Below are 13,184 nucleotides of genomic sequence, written 5' to 3' on the forward strand. Positions count from 1 at the left end.
AAGAATGGAAAAACTCGAATACAGCTTCGCCGCCGGCCAGCCGGCGCAGGGGCGCACTGTCACCGGCGTGGTCGCCTCGGGCGACCTCGAAGTACTGCTGGAGCCGGGCCAGGCCGGCACCACCACGGTGGCCGTCCAGACTTCGGTCGACGGCTACGGCGGCAACTGGACCGCGCTGCTGGAGCGGGTGCTCGGCCCGGGCACGCTGCCGGCGGCGCGCATCGAGATCAACGACAACGGCGCCACGCCGGGGGTGGTGCGGATGCGCATCGAACAAGCCTTCGAGGAAGTGAAATCATGACCGACATCGACAAATTCCTGCAGCGCGACAGCTTCATCGAGCGCAATGCCCGCAGCCGCGCGCAGGCGCTGCTCGACCCCGGCACCTTCCGCGAGCTGGCCGGCCCGTTCGAGCGCCTGTATTCGCCCTGGCTGGCGATGCAGCGCCTGGTCACCCAGGCCGACGACGGCGTGGTCGTGGCCAAGGGCTCCCTGGACGGCGCGCCGACCGTGGTGCTGGCCATCGAAGGCGGCTTCCAGGGCGGCAGCATGGGCGAGATCGGCGGCGCCAAGATCGCCGGCGCGCTGGAACTGGCGGCGCGCGACAACCGGCGCGGCACCCCGACCCAGGCCGTGATCCTGTTCGAGACCGGCGGCGTGCGCCTGCAGGAAGCCAACCTCGGGCTGGCCGCCATCGCCGAGATCCAGGCCGCCATCGTCGACCTGCGCCGCTACCGGCCGGTGATCGGGGTCAGCGCCGGCACCGTCGGCTGCTACGGCGGCATGTCGATCGCGGCCGGGCTGTGCTCGTACCTGGTCGTCACGCGCGAGGCGCGCCTCGGCCTGAACGGCCCGCAGGTGATCGAGCAGGAAGCCGGCGTGGCCGAATTCGACGCCCGCAACCGCGCGCTGATCTGGGGCCTCACCGGCGGCGAGCAGCGCGCCGCCACCGGCCTGGCCGACGCCTGCGTCGACGACGACAGCGCCGCCATCCGTGCTACCGTGGCGAGCCTGTTCGCACGCGGCGTGCCGGCGCGCCACCGCAGCGAACGGGCCGGCGAGTACCTGGCCGCGCTGGCAGGGACGGACACCGAGTCCCAGCCAACGCCGGCCGACGTCCGTGCCGTCTACACCAAAGGAGAAGCATGATGGGACAGCAAACCACCCGCGGCGCCATGTGGCTGCGCCTGCTCACCGGCGGTGCCCGTGCACTGCACGACTGGCCCTCGGTCCAGGTCTGCGATGCACCGCTGGCCGGCCAGCCGGCGCGCTGGATCGCCGTCGTACCCGATCCCGATAACCGCTTCCCGCGCGCCCGCAACGGCGAAGTCGGCCTGGTCGAAGGCTGGCAGCTGGCGCAGGCGGTGCAGGAAACGATCGCGCAGGACTGCGACGCCCCGGTCAAGCGCCCGATCGTCGCCGTGATCGACGTGCCGAGCCAGGCCTACGGCCGGCGCGAGGAGGCTTACGGCATCCACCAGGCGCTGGCCGGCGCCGCCGGCGCCTATGCCCAGGCGCGCCTGGCCGGCCATCCGGTGATCGGGCTGGTGGTCGGCCTGGCGATGTCGGGCGCCTTCCTGGCCCACGGCTACCAGGCCAACCGCCTGATCGCACTCGACGACCCGGGCGTGATGGTGCATGCGATGGGCAAGGCCTCGGCCGCGCGCGTCACGCTGCGCACCGTGGAAGCGCTGGAGCAATTGGCCGAGAAAGTGCCGCCGATGGCCTACGACATCAAGAATTACGCCTCGCTCGGCATCCTGTGGAAGGTGCTGCAGCTGACCAACCTGGCGCTGCCGGACGAGCAGGACCTGGCGCTGGTGCACGGCGCGCTGGAAGCGGCGCTGGCCGACATCCGCGACGACCCGGAACGTGGCCTGGCCAAACGGCTGCAGGGACAGCACCGCGCCGCCTCGCGCCGGGTCCGTGAACTGCTGGAGACGCAATGGGAGGCCGCCGACTGACGAACCCCTGACCCGATTGCAAGCGACCGCGCCACTCAATAACACAATACGCCGGCGCACACCTTTTTTCTTGAATGAAGAGGAGACGACATGATTATCTACGGAACCGCATTGCTGGCCGTGTGCCACCTGCTCGGCATCTTCCTGGGCGACCTGCTCGGGGCGCTGCTGGGCGCCAAAACCAACGTCGGCGGAGTGGGCATCGCCATGATCCTGCTGATCTGTGCCAGGCTTTACATGCACAAGCGCGGCCTGATGCCCGAGCATACCGAAATGGGCGTCGCCTTCTGGGGCGCCATGTACATCCCGGTGGTGGTGGCCATGGCCGCCAGCCAGAACGTGGTAGCGGCCCTGCGCGGCGGCCCGGTAGCGCTGCTGGCCGCCTTCGCCAGCGTGGCCGCCTGCGCCTGCTGCATCGCCCTGCTGAACCGCAGCGAACGTCCGGCCCCCGCCACCGCGGGTGCGGATGCCGACACCGAACCGGGCATCGACCCGCGCCACGCCTGAAGGAGACCATCATGCTCGAACTGCTCGAAAAAACCGCCAAGCACAATGGCCTGGTCACCGCCTTCGCCCTGGTCGGCCTGGTGATGCTGGTGTCGATGTTCCTGTCCAAGAAGCTCACCTTCGGCCGCGTCCACGGCTCGGCAATCGCAATCCTGATCGGCCTCGGCCTGGCCTACTGGGGCGGCATCCAGACCGGCGGCAAGCAGGGCCTGGCCGACGTCTCGCTGTTCGCCGGCATCGGCCTGATGGGCGGCGCCATGCTGCGCGACTTCGCCATCGTCGCCACCGCCTTCGAGGTGCAGGTGGTCGAAGCGCGCAAGGCCGGCCTGATCGGCGTGTTCGCGCTGCTGCTCGGCACCCTGCTGCCCTTCGTGGTCGGCGCCAGCGTGGCCTACGCCTTCGGCTACCGCGACGCCGTCAGCATCACCACCATCGGCGCCGGCGCCGTCACCTACATCGTCGGCCCGGTGACCGGCGCGGCGATCGGTGCCAGCTCGGAGGTGATCGCCCTCAGCATCGCCACCGGCCTGGTCAAGGCAATCATCGTGATGGTCGGCACGCCGATGGCGGCGCGCTTCCTGCGCCTCGGCACGCCGCGCTCGGCGATGGTGTTCGGCGGCCTGGCCGGTACCGTCAGCGGCGTCTCGGCCGGCCTGGCCGCCACCGACCGTCGCCTGGTGCCCTACGGCGCCCTGGTCGCGACCTTCCACACCGGCCTCGGTTGCCTGCTCGGACCGTCGCTGCTGTTCTTCGCGACGCGCGCGCTGGTGGCCTGAAGTGTGCACGGCCATGCACCCGTCCTGGCGTCCGCACGACCTGCTGTTCGCCAGCGCGCCGGACGGGTTCGTCGCGGCCGGCGCGCGGCCGGACTGGCTGGACGACGGCGCCTGGCTGGCCCGCGCGCCGCTGGTGGTGCGCCGCGATACCGTTACCGCCGGCCGGATCCCGGTCGGCGCCCGCGGCCCGCTGCGCAAGCAGCGCTGCGGCGGCACCCTGGCTGCGGACGCGGTGGCCCGCTGCGTCACCCCCGAGCAGCTGGCCGCGGCGGTGATCAAAGGGCCAGCGCTCGACCTGCGCGCCGCGGCCGACCGCCTGCCCTGCATCGCCGCGCTGCTCGGCCTGGCCCCGCGGCTGCATGCGCTGGGCCTGGCATGGGGGCCGGCCGGCGGCGCCGGCTTCTGGCTGGCGAGCGGCCTGCCGGTGCTGCGCCCTGACAGCGACCTCGATCTGCTGGTGCGTGCCCCGCAACCGCCGGCACCTGGCGTGATCGCGGCCCTGGCGGCGCTGCAGGCCGGTGCCGCCTGCCGCATCGACATCCAGCTCGACACCGGCCACGCCGGCTTCGCCCTCGGCGAATACCTGCGCGGCGGCCGCGTCATGCTGAAGACGGCCGGCGGCCCGCTGCTGGTGGCCGATCCCTGGCATACGCGGGCGGCTGCATGAGCGTCCTGTTCACCTTTCCCGGCCAGGGCGCCCAAAAGCCGGGCATGCTGCATGCGCTGCCCCAGCATCCCGAGACCGGACGCACGCTCGAGGAAGCCTCGGCTGCGCTCGGGCGCGACGTCGCCACCCTCGACAGCGATGCGGCGCTGCGCTCCACGGTGGCCGTGCAACTCTGCCTGCTGGTGGCCGGCGTCGCCATGGCGCGCGTGCTGGGCGCCCACGACGCCCGACCGCAGATGGTGGCCGGCCTTTCCATCGGCGCCTGGCCGGCGGCGGTGACGGCCGGCGTGCTGGACTTCAGCGATGCCGTGCGTCTGGTCGAACTGCGCGCGCGCCTGATGGAAGACGCCTACCCGTCCGGCTATGGCATGACGGCCATCGGCGGCCTGACGCGCCAGCAACTCGAACCCTTGGTGATGCAGGTGCACGGCCCCGCGGCGCCGGTCTACCTGGCGAACCTGAATGCGCCGCGCCAGATCGTCATCGCCGGCGCCCACGCCGCCATGGATGCCGTCGCCGCGCTGGCGCTCGAACACGGCGCCCAGCGCGCCGAACGGCTGGCGGTCGCGGTTCCCTCGCACTGTGAGCTGTTCGACGAACAGGCACGCACGCTGGCCTGCGCCATGGACCAGGTGCCCCTCGGCCGCCCGCGCATCACTTATATCAGCAGCAGCGCCGCGCGCGCCCTGTTCGACGGCCGCCGCATCGGCGCCGACCTGGCGGCCAACATGGCGCATCCGGTCCTGTGGGCCGACACCGTGCGCCACGCCTGGGAACGCGGTGCGCGCCTGGCACTGGAAATGCCGAGCGGCTCGGTGCTGACGAAGCTGACCGCGCCGGAATTCCCGGACGGGGTCGCGCTCAGCTGCGAAGGGGTACGGCTGGACAGCCTGGCGAGCGCAGTCCGCAACGCCTGACGCACTCGCTATCGACCGAGCTGTCCCAGCACCTCGTTCACCGCCTGTACCACGGCGTCCGGCTTGAAGTCCTGGATCACGTGGCCGGCCCCAGGCACGACGCGCACACTGGATCGTGTCGAGTACGCCGCCAGCTCCTTCTGCATCGCCAGGTGCTCGGCCTCGGTGGCCTTGTTCAGGGCGCTCTGCGGCCGGCCCGGCACCGCATACGGGCTGATGCCGCGCACCAGCAGCACCATCGGCAGGTCGCCATAGCTGCGCCGCGCGGCCTTCAACTGTTCCGCGCTGGCGTCGCCGCCGTCCATCTGAGACACCAGCGCCTGCCAATAGGTGGGCCGGGCCATCGTGGCGAGGCGCGCCGCCGCCAGTTCGCGGCCGTACAACTCGCCGGTGCCACCCGTACAGTCGACGAAGCCCTCGGCGCCAAGCGACCAGCCGCGCTGCCCTGCCTGTGCGCATTGGCGCATGAAGGCATCCATCGGCGCCATCGCCTGTTTCAGCTTTCCCTGCGTGACCTTGTCGAGGCGGTCGGTCTCGTCGTCGTGCGGTGCGTCCACCAGCACAAGACCCTTCACCTCGTCGGGATAACGGTAGGCGTACAGCTGGACGTTGTTCGCGCCGTAGGAACTACCGACCATGACGTAGGGCGGCGCGATGCCGGCCTTTGCCAGCAGCGCATGCAGGTCCGCCACCGCATTCGCGGACGTACCGGGCAGCGGCGACGGGTCGCTGAACCCGAGGCCCGCACGGTCATGCACGCAGGCGCGCGTACGTTTCGCCACCTCGGGCTGCACCGCGTGCCAGCTCCAGCCGCCCTCGGTGCTCGGCGCGTCGAATACCACCGTCACCGGACCGGTGCCGCTGCAGTACAGATTCAGGCGGCGCCCGCCGATATCGACCAATTGCTGGGGATGGGCGAATGCATGCTGTTCAATGTTGATAGCGGCGGCAGTGACGCTGCCGGCTACGCCAAAGAGCATGAGACCAGGGACGATACGATGCATGGGCGCTCCACAAACGGACAATCCGCCATACTATCCGCAAAGCCCGCTCTGGAAGCTATCGAAAAATCACGGCTTCGCCGCACGCGCACGCTCGGCGTCGGCCAGCAGCGCCATCACGTCGTTGCCCTGGATCGGCTTCACCACGTGGCGGTCGAAGCCGGCCGCCAGCGCCTTTTCCTTGTCCTGGGCCTGGCCGTAGCCGCTCAGCGCAACCAGCGGCAGGTTCTCGAGTCCCGGCATCGCCCGCAGCCGCGCGGCCAGCTCGTAGCCGTCGAATTCGGGCAGCCCGATGTCGAGCACGCACAGGTCGGGGCGCACGCCCCGCACGTAGTCCAGCGCCTCGCTCGGACGGTGCAGCACGTCGGCGCGGTGGCCGAGCGCTTCGATGAACATGGCCAGGATCTGGGCGGCGTCGATGTTGTCGTCGACGATCAGCACGCGCAACCCGGCCGCAGCGGGCGCCACTCCCTCGTCGTCGTCGGGCGCCGCCTCGGCGGCATGCTGGCGCAGGCGCGGCAGGGTCACACTGAAGCGGCTGCCCTGGCCCGGCCCGTCGCTGGCGGCCTTGACCCGGCCGCCATGCAACTCGACCAGCCTGCGTACCAGCGCCAGCCCGATCCCGAGCCCACCCTGCGAACGGTCGGCACTGCGCTCGCCTTGCGAGAACAGCTCGAAGGCGCGCGCCAGCAACTGCGCCGACATGCCGATGCCGTCGTCGAGCACCTCGACGTCGACCTCGTCCCCGCGGACGTCGATCCGTACCGCGATATGGCCGCCCTCCGGGGTGTACCTGGCGGCGTTGCCGAGCAGGTTGGCGAACACCTGCACCAGGCGCTTGCGGTCGCCATACACCTGCACGGTGTCCGGCGCCTGCTCCAGCGTCAGTACATGGCCCTTCGCTTCGACCAGCGGCCGCACCTGTTCCGCCGCCTCGGCGACCAGCGTCCCGATCGCGGCCGGCGCCTGGTCCAGGGTCACCTGGCCGCGCGTCACGCGCGACACGTCGAGCAGGTCGTCGATCAGGCCGGTCATGTGGCCGGCCTGGCGCGCGATCACGGCGGTCACCTCGCGCAGGCGCGCCCGGTCCGGATTGCCGATGGTGAGGAAATCGGCCGCCGCGGCGATCGGCGCCAGCGGGTTGCGCAATTCGTGCGCCAGCATGGCCAGGAATTCGTCCTTGCGCTGGTCGGCTTCGCGCAGCGTCTCGGCCGCTTCGCGCTGCTCGGTGATGTCGGTGTTGGTGCCGAACCAGCGCTGGATCACGCCGGCTTCGTCGCGCAGCGGCACCGCGCGCGACAGGAACCAGCGGTAGCTGCCGTCGCGCCCGCGCAGCTGGAAAGTGTCTTCCCACACCACGCCGCGGCGGATGTGGTCGAGGTACTTGGCCACCATCGTGTCGACGTAGTCGGGGTGGTGTACCTTCTTCCAGTCGGGCCCGCAGTTTTCCTGCGGTGTCGTGCCCGTGTACTCGTACCAGCGGTTGTTGTGCCACGAGACGCGGCCGTCGGCCTCGGTCATCCACGCCAGCTGCGGGATGTTGTCGGCCAGCGCGCGGAACTGCGCCTCGCTGCGCGCCAGCGCCAGCTGGGCTTCACGGATCGGCGAGATGTCGACCACATAGGCGATGCCCTCGGCGTTGTCATCCGTCGCGCCTTCGTCGACCATCGTCGCGCCCATCTGCACGCTGACCCGGCTGCCATCCTTGCGGTAGTACTCCTTGATCAGGTTGTCCATGCGCCCGGTCCGGCGCAGCTGGGCGACCGCGCGCTCGCTAGCCGCCTTCCAATCCGGCGGCGTGAGCGCGCTGGAAGACAGCCGGCCCGCCTCGACGTCGGCGCGGCTGTAGCCGAGCATGTCGAGAAAGGACTGGTTGGCGTCGATGATGCTGCCGTCGAGGCGATAGCGCAAAATGCCGATCACGTTGGCATCCACCAGGCGCCGGAAACGCGCCTCGCTGGCGCGCAGCGCGTCCTCGACTTCCTGCTGGCGCGTGATGTCGAGCGCGACACCGGGCATCCAGGCCGCATGGCCGGCCTCGTCGCGGGTCAGCTTGGCGCGCGCCAGCACATGGCGCCAGCTGCCGTCGGCCGCACGCACGCGGTAGCGCTGCTCGAAGGCCTGGCCGGTGGCGATGGTGGTTTGTATCGCCTCGCGCGCTCGTTCCAGGTCGTCGGGGTGGATCGCTTCCATGTATTGGGCGAGCGGGCCGCCGACGGCGGTCTCGGTGCCACCGAAGATCGTGGCCAGGTTGCGGTCGGCATACACGCGGTCGGCGCGGACATCGTAGGTCCAGGTGCCGATGTCGGCCGCCACCAGCGCGGCTTCCTGGCGCAGGCGGGCGTCGTGCAGGGCCGCCTGGTTGGCCTTGTGCTCGTGGGTATCGGTGCAGGTGCCGAGCCAGCGCACGATGCGTCCGGCGTCGTCGCGCACCGGGAGCGCGCGGCCCAGCGTCCAGCGGTATTCGCCGCTGACGTGGCGCAGGCGGTACTCGATCTCGTAGGGCGCCCCGGTTTCCAGCGAACGGCGCCACACCTCCCAGGTGCGCGCCCGGTCGTCCGGGTGCACGATCGCGCTCCAGCGCTCGTCGTCGGATTCGCCCTCGGCGACGCCGGTGAAGTCGTACCAGCGCCGGTTGAAGTAATCGTGGCGGCCGTCGGGCAGCGTCGACCACACCATCTGGGGGATAGCGTCGGCGATCGCGCGGAACTGCGGATCGTGGCCGTCGACCGCGACGCTGTGCAGCAGCGCGCAGCTGACACCGCATGCAGTGCCGTCGAGATCGCGCAGCGGCGCCAGCGCCAGCCGGGCGCCCAGCCCAGGCGGCTCGACCTGCAGCGCGGCGCCGGCCAGCACTTGTGCCAGCACCGGCTGCAGCGCTGCCGCCAGCGCCGGCCAGCCCTGCGCCAGCGGTTGGCCCAGCGCCTGCGGATGGCGCTGCGCCAGGTGCGGCAGGCAGGCATCGTTGTACAGCAGGCGCGATTCCGGTCCCCAGACCAGGAAGGCCGGGCTGCCGCTGTCAAGCAGGAAGCGGACGGCATAGCGCAAGGCTACCGGCCACGCGTCCATCGGTCCGAGTGCGCAGGCGCCGTCGCGCAGTGCGCGTTCGACGATGCCGTCGGAAGTCGTGATGGGGGGCCGGTCTTGATCTGTCATGGGGTAAGCAAAAAGCGCCTGCAAGGGCGAAAGATGATGGACGAATTCTAATGTTTACTAACGGAAATGAGCATGATCAGCCTATACGCCGACATGCTCATCAATTTCGTCAATTATATTACTTATTTCCAATTTGAAACATCTTTCCATCACGTTTTTGGTGCGAAAACGACACGGGCCCGGCATGCATTGCACGCCGGGCCCGCCCGGGTACTACCTGATGATCACCTGATCGGCAGGATCAGACGGCAACCGGCATCTTCGGCAGCAGCTTGTCGAGCGTGACCGGATAGTCGCGCACGCGCACGCCGGTGGCGTTGTAGATCGCATTCGCGACCGCCGCCGCCACGCCGCAGATACCGAGTTCGCCCACGCCCTTCGCCTTCATCGGCGAACTGGTCGGATCGGTCTCGTCGAGGAACACGACTTCCTGGTGCGGGATGTCGGCGTGCACCGGCACCTCGTACAGGGCCATGTCGTGGTTGACGAAGTAGCCGATACGCTTGTCGACCACCAGTTCCTCCATCAGCGCCGCGCCGACGCCCATGGTCATGGCGCCGATCACCTGGCTGCGTGCCGCCTTCGGATTCAAGATACGGCCGGCCGCGCACACGGCGAGCATGCGGCGCACGCGGATCTCGCCGGTGGCGGCATCGACGCCGACTTCGACGAAGTGGGCGCCGAAGGTCGACTGCTGCATCTTCTTGTCGAGGTCACCGTACTCCATGGTGTCCTCGCCGACGATCTCGCCCTGCGACGCCAGCTCGCGCAGGTCGGTGGCCTTGCCGCCGCCGGAGACCTTGCCGTCGCTGAAGTCGGCCTGGGCGGCATCGACGCCCGCCTTTTGCGCGATCGCTTCGCGCAGCTTGACGCAGGCCGCGTACACGCCCGCGGTCGAGCTGTTGCCGCCCCACTGGCCGCCCGAACCCGACGACACCGGGTACGCCGAGTCGCCCAGGCGCACATTGACGCGCGCCAGCGGCACGCCCAGCATCTCGGCCGCGGTCTGGCCGATGATGGTGTAGCTGCCGGTGCCGATATCGGTCATGTCGGTTTCGACGGTGATCATGCCGTCGCGCTCGAGGCGCACGCGCGCCGCCGACTTCATGTTCATGTTGTTGCGGAAGGCCGAGGCCACGCCCATGCCGACCAGCCAGCGGCCGTCGCGCACCTGCGCCGGCTTGGCGTTGCGCTTGCTCCACCCGAAGCGCTCCGCGCCCATGCGCATGCAGTCGACGAAGCGGCGCTGCGAGAACTTGCGCTTGCGGTCTTCCGGATCGACGGTGGTGTCGTTGATGACGCGGAAGGTGACCGGGTCCATCTTGAGCTTCTCGGCCATCTCGTCCATCGCGATTTCGAGCGCCATCATGCCCGGCGCCTCGCCCGGGGCGCGCATCGCGTTGCCTTCCGGGAGATCCAGCGTGGCCAGGCGCATCGTGGTCAGGCGGTCGGCGCCGGCATACAGCAGGCGCGTCTGGTTGACCGCGGTTTCCGGCTGGCCGCCCGGCAGGTCGCCCGACCAGCTGTCATGGGCGATCGCCGTAATGCGGCCTTCGCGGGTGGCGCCGATGCGGATGCGCTGGATGGTGGCCGGACGGTGCGTGGTGTTGTTGAACATCAGCGCGCGCTGCAGCTGCACCTTGACCGGACGGCCGGCCGCGCGGGCGCCGAGCGCCGCCAGCACCGCTTCCGAACGCAGGAACAGCTTGCCGCCGAAGCCGCCGCCGAGGTAAGGCGAGACCAGGCGCACGTTGTCCTCGGGGATGCCGAGGGTCTTGGCCAGGTCCTTCTTGCCCCAGTTGATCATCTGGTTGGCCGTGTACAGGGTCAGCTTGTCGCCGTTCCAGATGGCGATCGACGAGTGCGGCTCCATCATCACGTGCGACTGGTCGGGCGTGGTGTAGGTGGCGTCGAACTTGACCGGGGCCTTGGCGTAGCCGCCCTCGAAGTTGCCGGCGCGGGTGTCCGGCTTGTCCTTCTCCTTCGGCTTCTTGGCGGTTTCCTTGGCCTTTTCCAGGTCGTACTGGCCCTGCTCCTTGGCATAGCTCACGCGCAGCAGGGTCGAGGCGGCGCGCGCCTGCTCGAAGCTGTCGGCGACGATCAGCGCGACGGCCTGGTGGTAGTGCTCGACCTGGGGTCCTGCCAGCAGGTGGGCGGTATTGTAGTCGCCCTTCTGCAGCTTGCCGGCGTTTTCGTAGGTGACGATGGCGATCACGCCCGGTGCGCGCTTGGCGTCGGTGGTGTCGATCGACTTGATGCGGCCCTTGGCGATGCTGGCGCCGACGACGTAGCCGTAGGCGGCGTTCGGCGCCACCTTGTGCTGCTCGTAGGCGTAGGGCGCGGTGCCGGTGGTCTTCAGCGGACCGTCGATGCGGTCGGTCGGCTTACCGACGACCTTCAGGCGGTCGATCGGATTGGTGGTGGCGGGTGTCGTGAATTTCATGGTGTCCCTTTCATGCCTTGCGTGCTTCGGCCATCACCGATGCCAGGGTGCGTTGCACCAGCGGCACCTTGAAAGCGTTGTCTTCGGTGGTGCGGGCGCCGGCCAGCAGCTGCGCGGTGACCGCCTGGGCGCCTTGCGCCATCGCCTGGTCCGCCGCCGCCACGCGCCACGGCCGGTGCGCCACGCCGCCCAGGGCGACGCGGCCACTGCCGTCCGGCTGCACCACTGCCGCCACCGAGATCAGCGCGAACGCATACGACGCGCGGTCGCGCACCTTGTGATAGAAGTGCTTGCCGCCCAGCGGCTTGGGCAGCGTCACCGCCGTGATCAGCTCGCCCGGGGCCAGGTTGTTCTCGATGTGCGGGGTGTTGCCCGGCAGCCGGTAAAAGTCGGCGATCGGGATCACGCGCGCGCTGCCGTCGGGACGCACGGTTTCGATGCTCACGTCCAGCAGCTGCATGGCCACCGCCATGTCGCTCGGGTGGGTGGCGATGCAGGCCTCGCTCTGGCCGACGATCGCGTGGCTGCGGGTGTAGCCGCCGATGGCCGAACAGCCGCTGCCCGGCACGCGCTTGTTGCACGGCTGGTAGGGGTCGTAGAAATAGGCGCAGCGGGTGCGCTGCAGCAGGTTGCCGGCGGTGGTTGCCTTGTTGCGCAGCTGGGCCGAGGCGCCGGCCACCAGCGCGCGCGACAGCACGCCGTAGTCGCGGCGCACGCGCATGTCGGCGGCCAGGTCGGCATTGCGGACCAGGGCGCCCACGCGCAGGCCGCCGTCGCGGGTCGGCTCGATCTTGTCCATGCCGATGCCGTTGACGTCGACCAGGTGGGCCGGCGTCTCGATCTCGAGCTTCATCAGGTCGAGCAGGTTGGTGCCGCCGCCGATGAAGCGCGCACCCGGTACTTTCATGACCGCGGCCGCGGCTTCCGCCGGGCTGGTCGGACGTTGATAGGTGAATGCCTTCATGCCTTGCCTCCCACTTCGGTGATGGCGTCGATGATGTTGGAGTAGGCGCCGCAGCGGCAGATGTTGCCGCTCATGCGTTCGCGCAGCTCGTCGACCGACAGCAGCGGGCGCTGCGTGATGTCGCCGGTGACGTGGCTCGGCTGGCCCTTGCGGATCTCGTCCAGCACCGCCACGGCCGAACAGATCTGGCCGGGGGTACAGTAGCCGCACTGGTAGCCGTCGTGCTTGACGAAGGCGGTCTGCATCGGGTGCATCTTCTCGGGCGTGCCCAGGCCTTCGATGGTGGTCACTTCGGCACCCTCGTGCATCACCGCCAGGCTCAGGCAGGAATTCACGCGGCGGCCGTCGAGCAGCACCGTGCAGGCGCCGCACTGGCCCTGGTCGCAGCCCTTCTTGGTGCCGGTCAGGTGCAGGTGCTCGCGCAGCAGGTCGAGCAGCGTGGTACGGGTGTCGACATTGGCTTCGACACGCTGGCCGTTGACGCGCAGCGCGACCTTGTGGGTCACCGGCGCCGGCGTCACGGCCGCAGGAGCCGGGGTGATGCCGGGACCGGCCGTCTGGGCGGCGCCGACGCCGGGCATTGCCGCCGCGGTCACCGACAGCGCACCGCCGATCATGAGGCCGCGCCGGGTCTGGTTGATATCGCTGGGGTCGTCCATGGGTGCTTTCCTTTTTATTGATGGGTCACGTGCCCGATTGTCAATATTGCAGACTTCGTCACATTCATCATATTAATGGCAATTGGGTCGCAGGCTCCACACGGTTGCCAAACGACCAACTTACCCGATG

The 13,184-nt window shown here is 69.6% G+C and carries 12 protein-coding genes; 7 read left to right on the plus strand and 5 right to left on the minus strand.

Features of this window, described 5'->3' with window-relative positions:
• Window positions 1-4: 4 nt before the first annotated feature.
• The 7 genes from FBX97_RS08475 to mdcH all read left to right on the plus strand — a co-directional run bounded on the left by FBX97_RS08475 (window position 5) and on the right by mdcH (window position 4,831).
• On the plus strand, window positions 5-301 hold the full coding sequence (locus FBX97_RS08475) for a malonate decarboxylase subunit delta (RefSeq protein WP_141830290.1): 297 nt from the start codon (window positions 5-7) through the stop codon (window positions 299-301).
• Complete coding sequence (locus tag FBX97_RS08480) at window positions 298-1,149, plus strand: biotin-independent malonate decarboxylase subunit beta (protein WP_141830292.1); 852 nt, start codon at window positions 298-300, stop codon at window positions 1,147-1,149. Before FBX97_RS08475 ends, FBX97_RS08480 begins: the two co-directional genes overlap by 4 nt.
• The gene (mdcE, locus tag FBX97_RS08485) at window positions 1,149-1,964 is read left to right on the plus strand and encodes a biotin-independent malonate decarboxylase subunit gamma (RefSeq protein WP_370457203.1); all 816 of its coding nucleotides are present in this window, start codon (window positions 1,149-1,151) and stop codon (window positions 1,962-1,964) included. The genes FBX97_RS08480 and mdcE overlap by 1 nt, the downstream gene beginning before the upstream one ends.
• Before the next feature lie 90 nt (window positions 1,965-2,054).
• Window positions 2,055-2,471 carry a malonate transporter subunit MadL gene (gene madL / locus FBX97_RS08490; RefSeq protein ID WP_141830296.1) on the plus strand — a complete coding sequence of 139 codons (417 nt, stop codon included), beginning with the start codon at window positions 2,055-2,057 and terminating at the stop codon, window positions 2,469-2,471.
• A gap of 11 nt (window positions 2,472-2,482) precedes the next feature.
• Window positions 2,483-3,247 (plus strand): malonate transporter subunit MadM, encoded by a 765-nt coding sequence (gene madM / locus FBX97_RS08495; RefSeq protein ID WP_141830298.1) that lies wholly within the window; start codon window positions 2,483-2,485, stop codon window positions 3,245-3,247.
• A gap of 13 nt (window positions 3,248-3,260) precedes the next feature.
• The gene (locus tag FBX97_RS08500) at window positions 3,261-3,914 is read left to right on the plus strand and encodes a malonate decarboxylase holo-ACP synthase (protein WP_141830300.1); all 654 of its coding nucleotides are present in this window, start codon (window positions 3,261-3,263) and stop codon (window positions 3,912-3,914) included.
• Window positions 3,911-4,831 carry a malonate decarboxylase subunit epsilon gene (mdcH, locus tag FBX97_RS08505; RefSeq protein ID WP_141830302.1) on the plus strand — a complete coding sequence of 307 codons (921 nt, stop codon included), beginning with the start codon at window positions 3,911-3,913 and terminating at the stop codon, window positions 4,829-4,831. The genes FBX97_RS08500 and mdcH overlap by 4 nt, the downstream gene beginning before the upstream one ends.
• An 8-nt stretch (window positions 4,832-4,839) precedes the next feature.
• Here the strand turns inward: mdcH and FBX97_RS08510 are convergent, their stop codons facing one another.
• The 5 genes from FBX97_RS08510 to paoA all read right to left on the minus strand — a co-directional run bounded on the left by FBX97_RS08510 (window position 4,840) and on the right by paoA (window position 13,054).
• The gene (locus tag FBX97_RS08510; RefSeq protein WP_141830304.1) at window positions 4,840-5,835 is read right to left on the minus strand and encodes an alpha/beta fold hydrolase; all 996 of its coding nucleotides are present in this window, start codon (window positions 5,833-5,835) and stop codon (window positions 4,840-4,842) included.
• A 66-nt stretch (window positions 5,836-5,901) separates the two neighbouring features.
• Entirely contained in the window at window positions 5,902-8,988 is a 3,087-nt protein-coding gene (locus FBX97_RS08515; protein ID WP_141830306.1) for a PAS domain-containing protein, read from the minus strand.
• A 241-nt stretch (window positions 8,989-9,229) separates the two neighbouring features.
• Entirely contained in the window at window positions 9,230-11,431 is a 2,202-nt protein-coding gene (paoC, locus tag FBX97_RS08520) for an aldehyde oxidoreductase molybdenum-binding subunit PaoC (RefSeq protein WP_141830308.1), read from the minus strand.
• A 10-nt stretch (window positions 11,432-11,441) separates the two neighbouring features.
• A complete protein-coding gene (locus tag FBX97_RS08525) occupies window positions 11,442-12,395 on the minus strand; it encodes a xanthine dehydrogenase family protein subunit M (RefSeq protein WP_141830310.1) in 954 nt (317 codons plus the stop codon).
• Window positions 12,392-13,054, minus strand: coding sequence for an aldehyde dehydrogenase iron-sulfur subunit PaoA (gene paoA / locus FBX97_RS08530; protein WP_141830312.1), 663 nt, complete (start codon window positions 13,052-13,054; stop codon window positions 12,392-12,394). Before paoA ends, FBX97_RS08525 begins: the two co-directional genes overlap by 4 nt.
• Window positions 13,055-13,184: the final 130 nt, after the last annotated feature.

The sequence above is a fragment of the Herbaspirillum sp. SJZ107 genome (assembly GCF_006715485.1).
Taxonomy (GTDB): Bacteria; Pseudomonadota; Gammaproteobacteria; order Burkholderiales; family Burkholderiaceae_D; genus Telluria.